Origin of the sequence: Mesorhizobium sp. BH1-1-4 (assembly GCF_020165665.1) — a bacterium.
GTDB lineage: Bacteria > Pseudomonadota > Alphaproteobacteria > Rhizobiales > Rhizobiaceae > Mesorhizobium.
In genome coordinates this window covers 92,785-109,373 of the sequence record NZ_JAIUIN010000012.1, presented here as the reverse complement: position 1 = coordinate 109,373, position 16,589 = coordinate 92,785, and the positions used below count along the sequence as shown (strand labels likewise).

At 58.2% G+C, this 16,589-nt stretch carries 10 protein-coding genes and 1 pseudogene; 6 read left to right on the top strand and 5 right to left on the bottom strand.

Annotated elements, in window-relative coordinates:
* The first annotated feature begins 163 nt into the window (after window positions 1-163).
* The gene (locus tag LB569_RS20590) at window positions 164-5,542 is read left to right on the top strand and encodes an ATP-binding sensor histidine kinase (protein ID WP_224693882.1); all 5,379 of its coding nucleotides are present in this window, start codon (window positions 164-166) and stop codon (window positions 5,540-5,542) included.
* A gap of 122 nt (window positions 5,543-5,664) precedes the next feature.
* Complete coding sequence (locus tag LB569_RS20585) at window positions 5,665-7,914, top strand: PAS domain-containing protein (RefSeq protein ID WP_224693881.1); 2,250 nt, start codon at window positions 5,665-5,667, stop codon at window positions 7,912-7,914.
* Between the two features lie 28 nt (window positions 7,915-7,942).
* On the opposite strand, the gene LB569_RS20580 is transcribed toward LB569_RS20585, so the two are convergent.
* The gene (locus LB569_RS20580; protein ID WP_224542537.1) at window positions 7,943-8,692 is read right to left on the bottom strand and encodes a response regulator transcription factor; all 750 of its coding nucleotides are present in this window, start codon (window positions 8,690-8,692) and stop codon (window positions 7,943-7,945) included.
* 276 nt (window positions 8,693-8,968) lie between these two features.
* Window positions 8,969-9,580 (bottom strand): sensor histidine kinase, encoded by a 612-nt coding sequence (locus tag LB569_RS20575; protein WP_224693899.1) that lies wholly within the window; start codon window positions 9,578-9,580, stop codon window positions 8,969-8,971.
* Window positions 9,581-10,000: 420 nt separating this feature from the next.
* Between LB569_RS20575 and LB569_RS20570 the strand changes: the two genes are divergently transcribed.
* Window positions 10,001-11,044, top strand: a complete 1,044-nt coding sequence (locus LB569_RS20570) for a cupin domain-containing protein (protein ID WP_224542534.1) — start codon at window positions 10,001-10,003, stop codon at window positions 11,042-11,044.
* Window positions 11,041-11,301, top strand: coding sequence for a hypothetical protein (locus LB569_RS20565; RefSeq protein ID WP_224542533.1), 261 nt, complete (start codon window positions 11,041-11,043; stop codon window positions 11,299-11,301). Before LB569_RS20570 ends, LB569_RS20565 begins: the two co-directional genes overlap by 4 nt.
* A 544-nt stretch (window positions 11,302-11,845) precedes the next feature.
* Here the strand turns inward: LB569_RS20565 and LB569_RS20560 are convergent.
* Both LB569_RS20560 and LB569_RS20555 read right to left on the bottom strand, forming a co-directional pair.
* Window positions 11,846-12,445: an HdeD family acid-resistance protein gene (locus LB569_RS20560; protein ID WP_224542532.1), complete on the bottom strand. Its 600-nt coding sequence runs from the start codon at window positions 12,443-12,445 to the stop codon at window positions 11,846-11,848.
* Window positions 12,446-12,585: 140 nt separating this feature from the next.
* Window positions 12,586-13,077: a hypothetical protein gene (locus LB569_RS20555; RefSeq protein WP_224542531.1), complete on the bottom strand. Its 492-nt coding sequence runs from the start codon at window positions 13,075-13,077 to the stop codon at window positions 12,586-12,588.
* Between the two features lie 435 nt (window positions 13,078-13,512).
* On the opposite strand from LB569_RS20555, the gene LB569_RS20550 reads away from it, so the two are divergent.
* Both LB569_RS20550 and LB569_RS20545 read left to right on the top strand, forming a co-directional pair.
* Entirely contained in the window at window positions 13,513-13,644 is a 132-nt protein-coding gene (locus LB569_RS20550) for an invasion associated locus B family protein (protein WP_224542602.1), read from the top strand.
* A 247-nt stretch (window positions 13,645-13,891) separates the two neighbouring features.
* Window positions 13,892-14,938 (top strand): annotated as a pseudogene (locus LB569_RS20545) (IS110 family transposase).
* A 658-nt stretch (window positions 14,939-15,596) separates the two neighbouring features.
* Here the strand turns inward: LB569_RS20545 and LB569_RS20540 are convergent.
* Window positions 15,597-15,839, bottom strand: coding sequence for a hypothetical protein (locus LB569_RS20540; RefSeq protein WP_224542530.1), 243 nt, complete (start codon window positions 15,837-15,839; stop codon window positions 15,597-15,599).
* Window positions 15,840-16,589 lie beyond the last annotated feature (750 nt).

Sequence of the window (16,589 nt, the reverse complement as noted above, 5' to 3'; positions counted from 1 at the left end):
TCTTACGAATGCTGATCTAAGAGTTCTCGCCGAAGATGACGAGCGTATGCTCCTGAGGGCGCGGCGCCGAGATGGGAACATCGAGAAAACTGCGCTCGTTGTTCGGCCTAAATTGAGCCAGCCGCGGCCGGGCCTCACAGCCCGCCTCGTTAATGAACACAGCTTGAAACCCTACATCGAGCGTACCTGGGCAGCGCGCCCGACGGCGCTTTTGCAGCAAGGAGGCGTTACCGAGCTTCTGCTGGAGGACCCCGGAGGCGAGCCGCTTACGCGGCAGACCGGGTCACCGATCCCGATCCGGCGCTTCTTGATATTGTCCATGGCAATGTCCGAAGCGACGGGGCAGATGCATGAAGCTGGGCTGATCCACAAGGATATAAAGCCCAACAATTTTCTTATTAGCGGCTCTGGCGATCGTGCGTGGTTGACCGGCTTTGGCATTGCTTCGCGGCTTCCCCGCGAGCGACAGACTCCCGTGCCTCCCGAAGTGATCGCTGGTACATTCGCCTATATGGCTCCGGAGCAGACCGGACGCATGAACCGTTCGATCGACGCTCGCAGCGATCTCTACTCCCTTGGCGTCACGCTCTACGAGCTGATCACCGGCGCCCTGCCATTCGTTGCTACCGACCCAATGGAGTGGATCCATTGTCATGTGGCACGTCAACCGATACCTCCTTCAAAGAGGTTGAACGGAATTCCGGAGCCTGTTTCAGACATTGTCATGAAGCTGCTGGCGAAGGCCGCGGAAGACCGCTACAAGACGGCTGCTGGCCTGAGCGCGGATTTGCAGCGCTGTCTTGAGGAATGGGAGACGCACGAAGCCGTTCGGCCGTTTGAACTTGGCACGCGCGACGCGCCAACCAAGCTAATCTTCCGTGAAAAGCTGTACGGGCGGGAGGACGAGATCAAATCGTTGATCTCTGCGTTCGATCTGGTCGTGGCGAATGGGTTTCCCCAACTCGTTCTTGTGTCCGGCTATTCTGGGATCGGCAAATCGTCGGTCGTCAACGAATTGCACAGGTCGCTTGTATCCCGGCACGGACTCTTCGCGTCTGGCAAGTTCGACCAATACAAGCGTGGAATTCCATACGCGACGCTGGCGCAGGCTTTTCAAGGCTTGGTTGCACAACTGCTGAGCAAACACGAGGCCGAAGTGGCGCTATGGCGAGATGAGCTCGCCACCGCCCTCGGGCCGAATGGCCAATTGATGGTCAATCTCATTCCAGAATTGGAGATGATCATCGGCGAACAGCCCAAGGTGCCGGATCTTTCCGGACCTGAGGCGCAGAGCCGGCTACGTCTTGTGGTTCGACAGTTCATCGGCGTGTTCGCACGCCCCGAGCACCCCCTCGTCTTGTTCCTTGATGATCTGCAATGGCTGGATTCCGCGACCGTAGACATCGTCGAGAGTTTGGTGACTCAGACGGAAACGGCAAGCCTTCTCCTAGTGGGTGCATACAGGGACAATGAAGTTGCTCCAGATCACCCTTTGACAGGACGCCTACACTCCATCCGAACGTCAGGAGCGCCGGTACAGGAAATCCAGTTGGGCGGAATCCGGCCCGAGGACATTGTCCACATGATCGCCGATGCGCTCGACGATCATCCTCAGAGAGTGGCTCCGCTAGCCGATATCGTATTTGCGAAGGCTGGCGGCAACCCCTTCTTTACCACGCAATTCGTAGCGAGCCTCGTCGACGAGAACCTGCTCGTTTACGATCCGGACTTTTCGGGCTGGAGCTGGGATATCGATCAGGTCGGTGCGAGGCATGTGAGTGACAACATTGTGGATCTCATGATTGAGCGCCTGCGCCGCCTTCCGGAGCCCTCGCAAAAGGCGTTAAGGCAAATGGCTTGCATGGGCGCCGCTGTGAAGGCACTGACGTTCCAGCGGATTGTCGAAGCATCTGCCGAGAAGGCACACATGCTTCTCCACGACGCGCTTGTGGCCGGTCTACTCTTCCGAGTGGACGATGGCTACGCATTTGCGCACGATCGCATCCATGAAGCAGCCTATGCCTCCCTTCCCGAACCGCAGAAGGCCATCACCCACCAGCTGATTGGATCGCGGCTGCTGGCGACGCTCGATGAAACCGAGATCGATGTCGATGTCTTCCACATCGTGAGTCAGTTCGACCGCATCGAAATCGGAAGCATTGCACCTGCGGAGCGCGTGAGGGTCGCAACCCTATACTTGCGCGCTGGACGAAAAGCCAAGGCGTCCGCTGCCTATTCGGCGGCGTGCGGCTACCTGGCACGGGGACGATCACAACTCGCCGAGTTCGGCTGGACGACACATGGCGAACTTGCATTCGCCCTGGCGATGGAGCACGCCGAATGCACCTTCCTTACCGGCGACCTCGCGCAGGCCGAGCAGATGATCTCTGCCTTGCTGACGCATGAGACTGCCGATGTGGAGAAAGCGGCGGTTTATCAGCTGAAGGTCGAGCTTTGTGTTGTCAAGTCGGACAACAGCGGTGCAGTCGAAAATGGATTGGAAGGGCTGAGGATACTTGGCTTCGACTTGCCGATACGCCCTACTTGGGAAGACGTCCAGCGCGAATACGATGAGATTTGGAGCAATCTCCAGGGGGACCAGATAGAGAGCTTCGCCGATCTGCTACCCATGACAGATCAACACGCGCTAGCGGCCATGCGTTTGCTGGCGGAGATGCAGCCGCCGGCATATTTTTCCAGCTTCAACATGACCATCCTGATTATCTGCAGAATGGTAAATCTTTCCCTGACCCGAGGGGCTGCAAGCACGTCGGCGCAAGGCCTCGTCCTGATGGGCTACATCATCGGCCCCGCCTTTGGCCGCTACGAGGACGGATATCGCATCGCCCGACTTGCCAGCGATCTTGCCTCAGCGCGAAACGGATCAGTCGATATAGCGCGCGTGAACCATTTGACAGGACTTGCCGCCGCATGGACTGAACCGCTGCCCGTCGTACTTGATTGGCTACGCGCAGCATTTAGAGGCGGAGTTCAAGCCGGCGATCTCTATTACGCTTGCTTCGAGGCCGCCGTGATCGTCCTGCACGTCTTTCTCAGCGGCCAGAAGCTTGAGGATGTCGACCAGGAGTGTAAGCGTGCGCTCGATTTTGCCCGAGAAACCGGCTTTCAGGCTGGAATGGGTCTAGTGATAGCCACAGAACGCGCGGTAGCAAGCCTGCGGGGCCGGACACGCGGACTTTCGGAGTACAGCGACGAGACCTTCGACGCGGATGCCTTCGAAGCCGAACTCGCCCGCTCGCAGAACTCTGTCGTCATGTGGTGGTACTGGACCCGCAAGACCATGGTTCATTTCCTTGCGGGGGAGTACGAGTCTGCCTTGGCCGCTGCGGACGAGGTACAATCGCAGTCTTCGATCCGGAACATGCAGATCGAGCAGATGGACTGCTTCTACTACGCCGGGCTTTCGATGGCTGCACTCATCGATGAAACACCCGCTGCCCAGCGGGGCGCAATGCGCGCGAAATTGGCTTCGCAGCACGCCCAGTTGCGTGCCTGGGCCGATGAAACAGGTTCTCCGACATTTGCCGACAAGCACCTCCTCGTCGCAGCGGAGATAGCGCGGGTAGACGGACAGGATCTGCAAGCCCAGCGCCTCTATGACGAGAGCATCCGCTTTGCGAAGGAAAACGGCTTCCTGCACAATGAAGCCGTTTCCAATGAAATGGCTGGCCGGTTCTATGCCCGGCGGCACTTCGAAAGAATCTCCCAGATGTATTTGCGGGAAGCCCGCCTATGCTATCTGCGCTGGGGAGCCCACGCCAAAGTCAAGCAGATGGAGGCATCGTACCCGCAACTACAAGAAGAGCAGCCATTAGCACTGTCGACCAGCACGACGTTCGCGCCGGTCGAACAACTCGAACTGGCGACGGTGATCAAGGTCGCTCAGACCGTCTCGGGGGAGATCGTCCTCGAAAAGCTCGTCGACGCGCTGATGCGCATGGCGATCGAACATGCTGGGGCAGGGAGAGCGGTTCTTATGCTGAGCCAAGGTGCGGAGACCTATATCGAGGCCGAAGCCGAGATGACGGGTCATGGCGTGGTAGTGCGGTTGCGGGACAACCTGGACCTCACAAATGCCGCGCTGCCTGATTCAGTCGTCCAGCACGTCCTCAGTACCAAAGAAACGGTTATCTTGGAGAATGCACTGTCAACCAGCCCGTTTTCCACCGATGCATATGTCCTGGACCGCCATGTGCGCTCTCTTCTGGCGCTGCCGCTGATCAATCAGGGGAAGCTGATCGGGCTGCTATATCTGGAGAACAACCTTGCCGCGAACGTATTCACGCCCAGTCAGATAGCTGTTCTGAAGCTGATTGCGTCCCATGCCGCCGTTGCCCTGGAGAATACACGCCTTTATCGCGACCTCGCCGAACGCGAGGCGAGAATCCGCCGTCTGGTGGATGCCAACATTATCGGCGTCTTCATGTGGAAGTTCGATGGCCTGATATTCGAGGCTAATGACTTGTTCCTTAACATGCTCGGCTTTGACCGCGAGGATCTTGCCGCGGGGCGAGTTTATTGGACTGATTTGTCTCCACCTGAGGAATGGGAGAACGACGCCAGAATTGTCGCCGAAGTAAAAGCAACGGGGATAGCGCGCCCCTGGGAGAAGGAGTTCTTTCATAAGGATGGAAGACGGGTTCCCGTACTGCTTGGCGCCGCCACATTTGGCGACGTGGGATTGGACGGCGGGGTCACCTTCATTCTGGATCTGACTGCGCGAAAGCAGGCGGAGGAGGCCGCTCGTGCAAGCGATCGCCGTTACCATGACCTTCAATCCGAATTGGCCCACGCGAGTCGGGTCGCTACTGTCGGGCAACTCTCCGCCGCGATCTCTCATGAGCTGCGCCAGCCCTTAGTGGGTGTGGTGACCAGCGCTTCGGCAGGGCTGAACTGGTTGTCAGCAGACCCCCCAAATATTCCCGCAGTTCGGCGCGCGCTCGAGCGGGCGATGAGCGAGGGACATCGGGCAGCCGAAGTGCTCGATCGCACACGTGCCCTTGTCACCAAGATGCCGCCTAAGAACGACCTCGTGGACGTCAACGCAATCATCTCCGACACAGTCGCGCTGGTTCGAGAGCAACTTGTGCTGAATGACGTGTCGCTTGAGGTTAGCCTGCACAGGGCCCTCCCTCGCGTCTTGGCGGATCGCGTCCAGTTGCAGCAGGTCATCCTAAACTTGATGCTCAATGCCTTAGACGCCATGGCCAGTGTCAACGATCGGCCGCGGGAACTAAAATTAGTTTCCAGACGCCAATCCAAGCATGTGATCTATGTCGCGGTGCATGATAGTGGTCCTGGCGTGCCATTCGGCTTGGAAGAAAAGCTTTTCGACGCCTTCTATTCGACGAAACCGGATGGAATGGGAATGGGACTGGCAATCAGCAAGACAATTATCGAATCCCACGGCGGCTCGCTCGGAACGGCACGCAATGAACCACAAGGGGCGATTTTCGGCTTTTCCCTGCCAATCGACAGTCCTGACCCGCCCTCCTTAAGTGCTCGCAGAGAACGCCGATAACGCCAAGTGAAAGACGTCAGCCCTTAACCGAACTATTGTTCTGCATATGCCCATTGTTCAGCTTCGACCATCTCAGCCGCGCAGACATGTCCTGGCCTTGGCATAACATTAGGGGCATCTCGATGTTCCGGAATGCCTCAGAACCCGTTCTGGCGATCTTCCCCCTGCTTATGGCTATCGTTTTGATGCTGGTCACTGGTGAGCCGTGGCTCCTGATCATGGGCGTCGTGTCGGTCTGTTCCTTTGGTACTCGGCTTATCGGCTTCATTGCGACGGTCTTCGTGACGCTGCTTTTCGCGCTTGCCCACTTTCCGCCTGCACATCTGACGACAAAGGGTGACTTCTTTCCTTCACTGCAAACCGCACTCTTTGGAGGTGCAGCCTTGGTCATTTTCACCATGATCAGGTATGCGATGCTCTTACCAACCAAGGCGGATGATCGCATGCGATTTGCGGCGGCCATCGTGGACAACATGCCGACCATGGGGTGGTCTCTGAACAGCAAGGGTGAGTACACGTACACAAATCAGGCGGTACAGGACTATGTCACGGGCAACAAGCGACGGACAGACTTGGACGACTGGAAAAATGCCATTCCGCTTGTGCACCCCGAAGACGTGGAACAGACATTTGGCCGGCTGGTGGAGTGCCTTGCCAGCGGCGAGGACTTTGTGACCGATTGCCGCATCCAAAGGCATGACGGCAGCTATCGTTGGTTTCATGCAGTTGCTCGCGCTGCCCGGGGTGCCAAAGGGGACATTACCGGCTGGTACGGCACGTCTGTGGATATACATGAACAGAAGCTCGTCGAGCAGGCCCTCAGGGAGAGTGAGCGAGAGCTTCGACAACTCGTTGACGCCATTCCTGCCCTAATCTGGTGCGCAACGCCCGAGGGTGAACCGTCCTACGCAAATAAGCAGGTCACCGCGTTTGCCGGCATCGTGATTGGAGACCTGGAGGTTCCAAACAAGACCCGCCTGCGTGAGGCCCTCGAACTGACCGTGCACCCCGACGATCGTGTTCGGGTCAGTGACGCGATGATGCGGTCATTCTCGACGGGCACCTCCTTTGCGGAGATATACCGCTTGCGCCGCCACGACGGCGTGTTTCGCTGGGTCGACAGTCGTCTTGCGGCTCTGCGCGACGACACGGGCAAGATCACGCGCTGGTACGGCGCCCTCATCGATATCGACGAGAGCAAGCAGGCCGAGGAAGCTCTGCGGGCGAGTGAGAGGCAGCTGCAGCTTCTGGTCGACACGGTGCCTGTCATGGTCTGGTGCGCGTCGCCTTCGGGCGTACCAACTTACACCAACAGGCGGCTCAGCGATTACACCGGAATCCGCGTCGGGGATTTTAACCAGGCGGGGTTAGAGCTCAGCCAGCCGATAGACTTGTTGGTGCATCCAGACGACAGGGAACGGTTCCGCCGCGCCCTGGCTGAGTCCTTTGCTTCAGGCAAGCCGTTTACGTTGCGCTATCGCCTCAAGCGACACGATGGGCCCTACCGCTGGACCGACAGTCGGTCGGAGCCGCTTAGCGACGGGGATGGCCGGCTGCTGCAGTGGTATACGGTCATCACCGATATCGAAGATGAAACGAGGATGCAGGAGGAGCTGAGGTCGGCGCATGAGCAACTTGCGAGCGCCTCGAAGGCAGCCAGCCTTTCCGAGCTGACCGCATCCATCGCGCATGAAGTCAATCAGCCGCTGGCCAGCATCGTGGCAAGCTCACAGGCTTGCGAGCACTGGCTGAAGGCCGATCCGCCTAACACGAAACGCGCGATGGCCAACGTGGGCAGGATCGTGAGGGATGCAAATCTGGCCGCAGACACTATCCGTCGGATCCGGGCCCTGTTCCAAGCGAACTCGGAAGCTAGGACGTCGGTCAGCATCAAGGAACTTGTCCTGGAGGTCTGCCGACTCATGGAGGACGAGCTTGCGGCGAACGCAATCCAGCTCAGAACCGGCTTGGATAGCGGCTTGCCGTCGGTAATGGGGCATCGCGTCCAGCTTCAGCAGGTTCTCGTCAACCTGATCCGGAACGGCATCGATGCCATGAAACAGGTGCCTCCGGAGAAACGAGTCCTTGAAATCGGCTCGCGATATGATGCCGGCAACCGGATTTCCGTGGAAGTGCGCGATCAAGGCTCCGGAATGGAAGACCCATACATGATATTCGAGGCGTTCTACTCGACCAAGAGGAACGGCAAGGGTATCGGACTGGCGATCTGCCGTTCCATCATTGAGGCGCATGACGGGGAGATCCGAGCTGAGAAAGGGGAAAACGGAGGCGCGGTCTTCACCTTTACTTTGCCTATTAATAACCCGGTGCAAGGCGGAAGTGGTGACACGTCCACAGCCGGGCTCCAATAGCAACTTGAACCACGCGAGGGAGATTAAACTACAATCGCTGCGGTAGCCGAGGTTCCATGCTCTGAGCCATCATGTCGGCTATGCGCACAAGGTCAGGAACCGTGCGCACATCCAGTTTGCGCATGACGCTGCCCCGATGCAACTTTGCAGTAGACTCGCTTATACCGAGTTCTGCCGCAATTTGCTTGTTCATAAGTCCCGCAGCGACAAGCCAAGTCACATCCAATTCGCGTTCGGTCAGACAAGAGAAACGCCGGCGCAAGTCATTAATCGCTTGCTGCTGGCGCCGCCTCGCGCGATCCCGTTCGAGAGCAGCGGAAACGGCGTCCAGGAGATCTTGATCCCGGAACGGCTTGGTGAGAAAATCCACCGCGCCTGATTTCATCGCGCGAACGGTCATCTGTATATCCGCATGAGCAGTAAGGAAGACGATCGGAGTCTTAACTCCCGACCGCGCGAGTTGTTCTTGAAACTCAAGTCCGCCGAGCCCCGGAAGCCGAACGTCCAGGACGATGCAACTCGGGGTGTCAGGTGACTTGTTTTTCTGAAGAAAATCACTGACCGAGCCGAAGGCTTGTGAGGGGAGATCGATGGATTTCAGGAGAGCTTGAAGAGCTTGGCGAACCATACCGTCGGCGTCAATTATGGAGACGCTGGATTCCCTGGCGGCATGCTCGCTCCGAGACACAGGACGGCGAGAGGGGCTGCGGTCGACGGACGAAGCCATAATTGTGTCTGACGTCACGATGTTAATAAGTTCTTTTACCGTGTTTTCCATTGATCTGACCCTCAATTGCAGATATTGCGTGTTATACTCCGAGATTTGTGAAATTAGCAGTATAACGCTTCGGGGGGCGGTGGCATTTTAGTGGCAGCGGTGCGCCTGTTTGGCTTCTGGTAAAATGTATTGAAAGCCGTGCTTCAGAACTATTAGAGATTTCTATTAGATCTACGTTGACCGGTAGGAAGCCCTCAGCCACGCAATCCTCCTATGAGATTGCAGCGCCCCTCTCTGCCGAGGAGTTCCCGCGGCTCGAACTGTGCTGCTGAGCTATTATTTCGATCTGCGCCAAGCATGGAAGTTGCGGCGCAGGGTCATGTTTGGGGTGCCGGTAGGATCGGGCCGGGCTCTCCACATGCGCTGGCCCTGATTTGCCAAAGGCAGTTCGACCGAGAACGTCGATCCTACATTCGGGATTGACCTCACTGTGACTCGATGGCGCAGCAGGTCCGCAGTCTGTTGGACGATCATAAGGCCAAGACCCATGCCGTCCTGCTCCGCGGCGTCACCTCGCTCGAATGCATCAAAGATTCGTGCGAGGCGTGCGGCGGGAATCCCGGCGCCGTCGTCCTGCACGTCAATGCAAGCTCTGTGGCGCCTGGTCCGGCACATCAGTCGGACATGGCCACCCGGTCCGCTATATTTGATCGCATTGCCGACCAAATTTCGCAGGATCGTGTGGAGCAATTCGGAATCGGTCTCAACGATGATGTCGCAGGAGGTTATCTGAAGCTCGACGCCGCAAGCTTCAGCGTAGAATCGCCAATCCCATTCGAGCCGCTCCAGCACTGGAGCAAGGAGCAAATTCTGGCGGCGCGGTTGCAACGTCTCGTCTTTCTGCGACAAGCGAGCGAGATCATCGAGCTCGCTACCCAGGCGCTTCATTGCGTCAAGAGCGACGCGGAGACGATCGGCAGTGGCGGACGACACACCAGCTTCAGCCGCGCGGGCGAGCGACAAGATCGCGACATGCAGCGGTTGCTTCAAATCATGGCCCGCAACCGCCATCATCCTCGCCATGGCGGCCCGCGATGCTAGCGCTCGTTCCACTGTTTCTTCAATTGCTTCTTTTGGCATATTCGTCCCGATCTTCTCCGTTAACGCGACGCCACGCTACGGCGAAGGTAGATCGTGAATAATCCCACCTAGCGGCAGTCGAGTCCGCCCACACGGGCGGGCGACCGTACCAATGTATGGAAGGGCTATCCTTTGCGCCGATAGGTGAAACGGCAACCCACACTTAGCATCACACGGTCAGCACCGAGTACGGCAAGCCTGACTCTCGTTGAAGCAAAGGAATCACAGATGACATTGCCTTCGTTCCGATACCAACTTGAGAAGTCCATCCCACGTGTAGGGAACGGCGGCATCACACGAGGTGCCTCGATGCACCAGTTTCCCGCCAGCATCGGGATCGCCGGCGTGTCGATGCGCCTCGGCCCCGGCGCAATGCGCGAACTGCATTGGCACGCCAATGCCGCCGAATGGGCGTTTGTGATTTCTGGCAACTGCCGCACAACGATCCTCAACCCTAAAGGGGAAGCGGCGACTGATACGTTCGGGCCGGGCGATGTCTGGTATTTCCCGCGCGGATGGGGTCACTCTATACAAGGGGTCGGACCCGGCGAATGCCATTTTATACTCATCTTCGACAATGGCGATTTCTCGGAAGACCATACCTTCAGCATCACCGACTGGCTGTCGTGTACGCCAGCGGACGTCGTGCGTCAGAATTTGGGCCTTTCCGTTGAGTCCCTATCCAAGCTACCGCACAAAGAGGTCTATTTCGCAAGCGGCCCGGCGCCCGATGACCGGTCCCCGGATGCCGAGCCACGCCCGGTTCCGGCACTGACGACACCCCATCGCTACCCGCTCTCTGCTCAGCAACCGCGTCGGGTGCCGGGCGGCGGAACGCAAAGAACGGTGTCGGTTAACGAGTTTCCGATCTCTACCACGATGGCCGGTTCGTTGTTGGAGATCGAGCCTGGGGCAATGCGCGAACTACACTGGCATCCCAATGCCGACGAGTGGCAATACTACATCGAAGGGGCCGCAGAGATGGCGGTGTTCCTCGCAGAAGGTCAGGTTGTTATTGAGCAGTTCGAGACAGGGGATATAGGCTATGCGCCAATGGGTTCCGGCCACTATATCCGCAACACGGGATCAGGAATTCTGCGCGTTCTGGTCGGGTTCAATGACGGTCACTATGAGGCGAACGACCTCTCTGCCTGGCTGGCGGCCAATCCGGTCGACGTGTTGGCGGCGAACCTCAGCTTACCAAGGCTGACCGTGGCCGATTTGAGGGCCGCGCCGCGCTTTCTGACGCCGGCCCTTGACGACAAAACGTGAGTGAAGCGGCCGCGTCACCCAATCTTCCTGACCAACTCCACCAGGTGACGAGAACGGAGCAGGGCTATTTGGTGCAGACGGAAGCAGAAATGAACGCATCGATCTCGTTCATCCACCGGCTGCCGACGTTGATCCAAATGTCGCGCTGCCACCTGGATTGGGCTGGCCCAGCCCATGCGGCCGTTGCGCGGCAGGAGGATGGCATCACCTTATCGATCTGCTCGGAAACGATGCAGCGGTCGGCTACCTTGCCCTAATTGCGAAATGCCCGACGAGAATGTTCGAACCGCTTCGGAACAATGTGTTTGGCGTGCGGCCACTGCCGTTCGGGCTGCCTCGCCTGACACGCGCCCGCGCCGGCGCGGCGACGATGCCGTTGGTCGAAGAGCGTCCCGCGCCTACTGCGGCGCGTCGAACTTTGCCCTCGAAGCCCTCACAGAAGCGCCATCGCAAGAAGTCGCGCGCTTGGCATACGGGTGATGCCGGTCCAGTCTTGACGCCATGCCGACGGGCATAGTCTCCGAAGCTCCAGAATCGACGGTTACTATGCTCCGACGCAGGCCACTATGGGCGGATGGCAGGCCCTTGAACCGAGCGACGTCGATGGGATCGCACAGATATTTGTCGGTCTGGTGCCGTCGAAACGTGCGCGGCCAGCCCGACAGTTGGCAGGTCAAAACTGGTACGCAACACGCAGACCGCGAGCGGTTACGAACGCTTCGTCCCCAGGCGGTGATCTGCCAGACGCAGGCAGATCACGGTCAGATCAGGGCGGATCTATTGACCTTTTTTGGTCGCCGGTTAGTGGGCGACCGACCGGCCGCTGGGGCGACGCTTTTGTTGTGAACGCAGGGATAACCCAAGGCCAATGAACCCCCCACCCTGGAACAGAAGGTCGACCGTGAGTATTGCCCCGAGTAGCCAGAGACCGACTGCGGGCCAAGTGGCGACAATGAACGTGCCAACAATGATGGTAAAGACGCCGCTGCCGGCGATCCACCCCCATCCACCCTGGTTGCGGAGCTGCAGGCCGGTGACAATGCGAACGATGCCAGCGGCGATGAGCAGGATCCCGAGCACCAGGGAAATGTCGACCGCGGTCAGGAGCGGATCGTAGAGCGCGATCGCTCCGGCGGCCGCGTAGAGCAGCCCGGCCAGGACGTAGAGAGAGCGGCGGCCCCAACCGCTCGTCGTGAAGGCGTGTATAATCTGCATCACGCCGCCGGCGAGCATCATCGCGGCAATGTAGAGAACAGACACTAGCGTCGCGGAGAAAAGGTTCAGGCTCGCAATTGCACCGGCTACCAGACATCCAACTCCAAGCGCCGCGAACCAACCCCATTTTCCGTATAATTCCTCTGGTGGCGCTCCGAGTGAACGATCGATTTTTGTGTCGAACATTTGAGATCTCCTTCTTATCCATCTGATAGGCTTGATGTATTAGGCCAGGCGCCGGAAGATCGCCGGGCAAAGCCGCAATGCTGAGGAAGGGGAGGTTCTTACCGGTGAGCGGCTCAGAACGCTGCATGCACCGTGGTCGGCTACCTGAGAGCGTCCTCGACGGTCGTCGCGATCCATTGTTCGACGGTGAGACCGACGTCCCCAGCACGAGTTGCCGCCGCAGCCGCCGCCGTGGGAGGTAGCGGTACATTGTAGATGATGTCGCGGATGGTGTCGGCCGCAAACACCTGACGCGTCACAGTGCCGGCAAATTGTCTCATTCTTTCGAGCTTCTCCGCATGGCTGCCGGTACTGGCCGACATGGCCGGGCAGAAGAGCGCGATGAGGTAATTTATCGTGTCGTCGCTGGACATTCCGTGCTCGCGGAGAAGCTGGATCGCCGCCTGCAACTGGGCAGGCTGGTCCAGCGTCAGCCCTCTAGGCAGGAAGGCCGTGACCTCGTCTTCAACCTCAGAAACGTGGAGGCTGGCTGCGGACGGGCACTCCAATTCCTGGGCATGAAGACTCGCTGGCTGTGTGATGAGAGCTACGTGGGCGGTCACCATGGTAACGACGAAGCTACAGGACTTCATGGCAATCTCCTTGAGAGGGGTAAAGGAATGGAAATCATTGGGCGGCGACGATTTGGACAGTATATATTCGCGTCCTGGCTGACCTAGCCCCATGCCAGGACGTCGGGCGTCGGGCGTCGGGCGTCGGGCGTTGTGCTTCGGAATCGGCGGCCGAGACAGGGGCTGTCGTCATGCAATTCCGTTGAGAATCAGTGTGGATCGAACATGCGAGGCTCCATACGCTTGTTCCGAAAAGCTGGACCGAATGCCATTGTTGGGGGAGGTCCTTCGTTACCTTCCCAGCCGCGTGCTCAAGGGACGAAATGACGGTCCAAGTACGTCGCAAACCTGAGCGTCATTGCCGCTCGGCTCAATTGGACAGTCGTCTTGCAATATGTACCGTCGCCTAGGGTTCATCAGCTTTGGACCTAGATAACCTGCCAATGAACTGAGACCCTGGCGGCTCTACGCAAGGGAACAAGCCTCAAAGTCAAGGTGGTCGCGGACAGCGGCAAGGAGACAGATTTCGCCCTGTCGCTGAAGGGCTTTCCGGGCGCGCTCGACAAGACAGCGGCGCTGCTGAAGTAAGATGTGGAATCCTTGCAAGGCGGGCCGGAACTGCCGGTGTCCGAAGCCAATCCCGCTAAGACGATCCTTGGCTGCGTGTGCTGCCACTCCCGGAGCGTGGGAATCGAGCATTCAGAACTTCGAATTTGCTCAATCTCCTCTGTCGTGATTTGGACGCCAGAAGTTGCCGGTCCGCTTGTGATGCGGTGGACGGCTCTCCTCCCGACCTGCGGTATGATTGTGGGGCCAGAACTGGAGGGGATCTATGATGGGCAACGTTACGACGATTGGTCTGGATATTGCGAAGTCAGTGTTTCAAGTCCACGGGGTGGATGCGGCGAGTGAGGTTGTCGTTCGCAGGAAGCTGACGCGTGGGGCGCGTGCTGGCATTCTTCGAGAGCCTGCCACGTTGCCTGGTCGGTATCGAAGCCTGCAGCTCGTGGCATTATTGGGCGAGAGAACTGACTGCACGTGGCCATGATGTCCGGCTGCTGCCGGCGCAGTATGTGAAGCCTTATCTGAAGCGGCAGAAGAATCTTATCTGAAGCGGCAGAAGAATGATGCCGCAGATGCAGAGGCGATCTGCGAGGCGGTCACTCGGCCGACCATGCGCTTCGTGCCTTTGAAATCACCCGAGCAGCAAAGTGTGATGATGCTGCACCGGGTCCGGTTGATGCTCAACCGCCAGCGCACGCAGATATCGAACGCGTTGCGGGCACACCTATCCGAGTTCGGGATCGTAGCGCCGATCGGGCGGAATGGGATTGAGCAACTGCTCGTGGTCGTCAACGACGAGAGCGAGGCCAGGATACCAGCTGACGCGCGGCTATGCCTTCGCATGCTCGAGGCGCAGCTCAGGGTCGTGAAGAAACAGATTCTCGAAAGCGATCGTAGGGTTCGGGCGAATGCGCGTGAGACCGAGCTTGGTCGCAGGTTGATGGAAATCCCAGGCGTCGGCCCGCTGCTGGCAAGTGCATTCGTGGCTAAGGTCGCGGATGCGCATGCGTTCAAGTCGGGGCGCTGTCTATCGGCATGGATCGGACTCGTGCCAAAGCAGAACTCGAGCGGGGGAAAGGAGAGGCTCGGCAGTATCTCCAAGGCCGGCAATCGCTACTTGCGGCAGTTGCTCATGGTGGGTGCGATGGCGGTCATCCGCTATGCCGAGCGCAACGGTACCAGGAGGCCATGGCTCGTGCAGTTGATGGCACGGCGAACAGCCAAGGTTACGGCGGTTGCGTTGGCCAACAAGACCGCCCGGATGGTCTGGGCACTGATGACGAACGGCGAGCGCTACAGGGAACCGGTCATCGCATAGAACAAGATAAGGCGAGCGATCGCTGACGAGGTTGGAAAGGGCGGACAGGAGCTAATGCACAAAGCCGGTTGATACCGCCGGATCAGGAAAACCCACTGGGGCCGTGCACCTCGAGTGCGAGCTTACGATCGGGACCTGAGACGCGCGAATGGCATTATGGCCAGCGGCACATGATAGGCCGCACCTACAGGTCGGATACATGGCCGCACCAACCAGCAAAGGCAAAGCTCAAAGAATCCGTTGCCAACGGAGAGCCGTCCATACACGGCCCCATTCACGACATCAGCAGCTCGACGTAGATGCCGGTCACTGGCGTTATCATAACCTTCACACAGCACTGTAGACGCTTCTTGCCCGGCATCGGGACCTTTGAGCGAGGCGTTTGGTCGACTGGGCGTAGCAATCTTGTGGGTGGGACAAAAACATTGAAAAGCATTGGAACAGATTTGAATGTCGGATGGTCCCACCGGATCCTAACTAGTTGATTATGGTCGTTTTCCAAGCATCCTCCTCCGTGACTAACATAATCATTATTTATCAACGGGTTACGAAGCGGTTCGCCCAAATTGATTCAAGAAGCTGATCCAGCCACTCGCTGACCGCATTCGTCTTCTACCGAATGGCAGCTTTGCGCCCAATATCAGACACTGAGATCTCTTCAGTGTTCCCCAAGAACAGACATTCCGACCTGCGCCGACCGGAGAGATTGCAGTGCTGAGATGCAGAATTCCAGCCGCTCCAGCTGCGACTTGTAAGCCCGCAATTGAAGGCCGATCTCATGGAGCTTTGCGTGTTTATCGGTGCGTGCCGCAATCAGCTCTTGTTCAAGCAGAGCAATCTTTTTCCTGATGGCTTGCGCGTCGGCAACTCGCTGTAGCCTGATCCAGCCCCGCCCTTTCATAGACCCAATCCCTCGAAGCTAACTATTCAAAGGACCGGATGCATTCACGACACATCTCATGCTGGCGGAATGATCGCAAAAACTCAGCTTTCCTGTACACAGTGGCGCTCAGATGCCGTTGCGGATGATGTGGCAAACCAAACCCGTGCCGCGATATGGCGCGCCCGACGCCGTCGAAGCAACCCTAGTTCGGCTATTTTCTGACCGTCCGGCGCCACGAAGCCCATCTGAAGTCCATCTGAAACCCAGGTATATTAGCAAGCAGAAATATTACAGATGAAGGCACTTCTGTTGAAAGTGTCGCCGCCCAGCCGGCTACAAGAGCTATAGCTGCTCCGGCGGCAAGAATGTGCATTAGCTAAAAGAGATGCTGTGGCGTTATGGATACGGTTACTAAACATGTCGTCGACTACCGCTTTTTTCATTGATAATTAGTCTGCCTGGGGTAACCCTAGGTTAGCGGTGAATCGGGGGAGGCTTATGCGACAGGATGAATCAGCCTTTCGAGCGGGACAACGGTCCCGCAGCAACTCCCGTTCTATCATCGCTCAATACTTGGCCCATCTGGACGGAATGTCCTCCTGGTGATGGCAGGCCAGCAAATATCATTCTCGAATGGAGCCTGTTTGGACCGTGAGGCCGGCGGGGCGGTTGACCATGCAGCAGACGACTAGGCACCAGGCAAGCGGAACCCAGCGCCAGTCGAGCAAAAGTGAACGGGAAGCAGAAGCGCCGGGTGGCCGTCCGGCG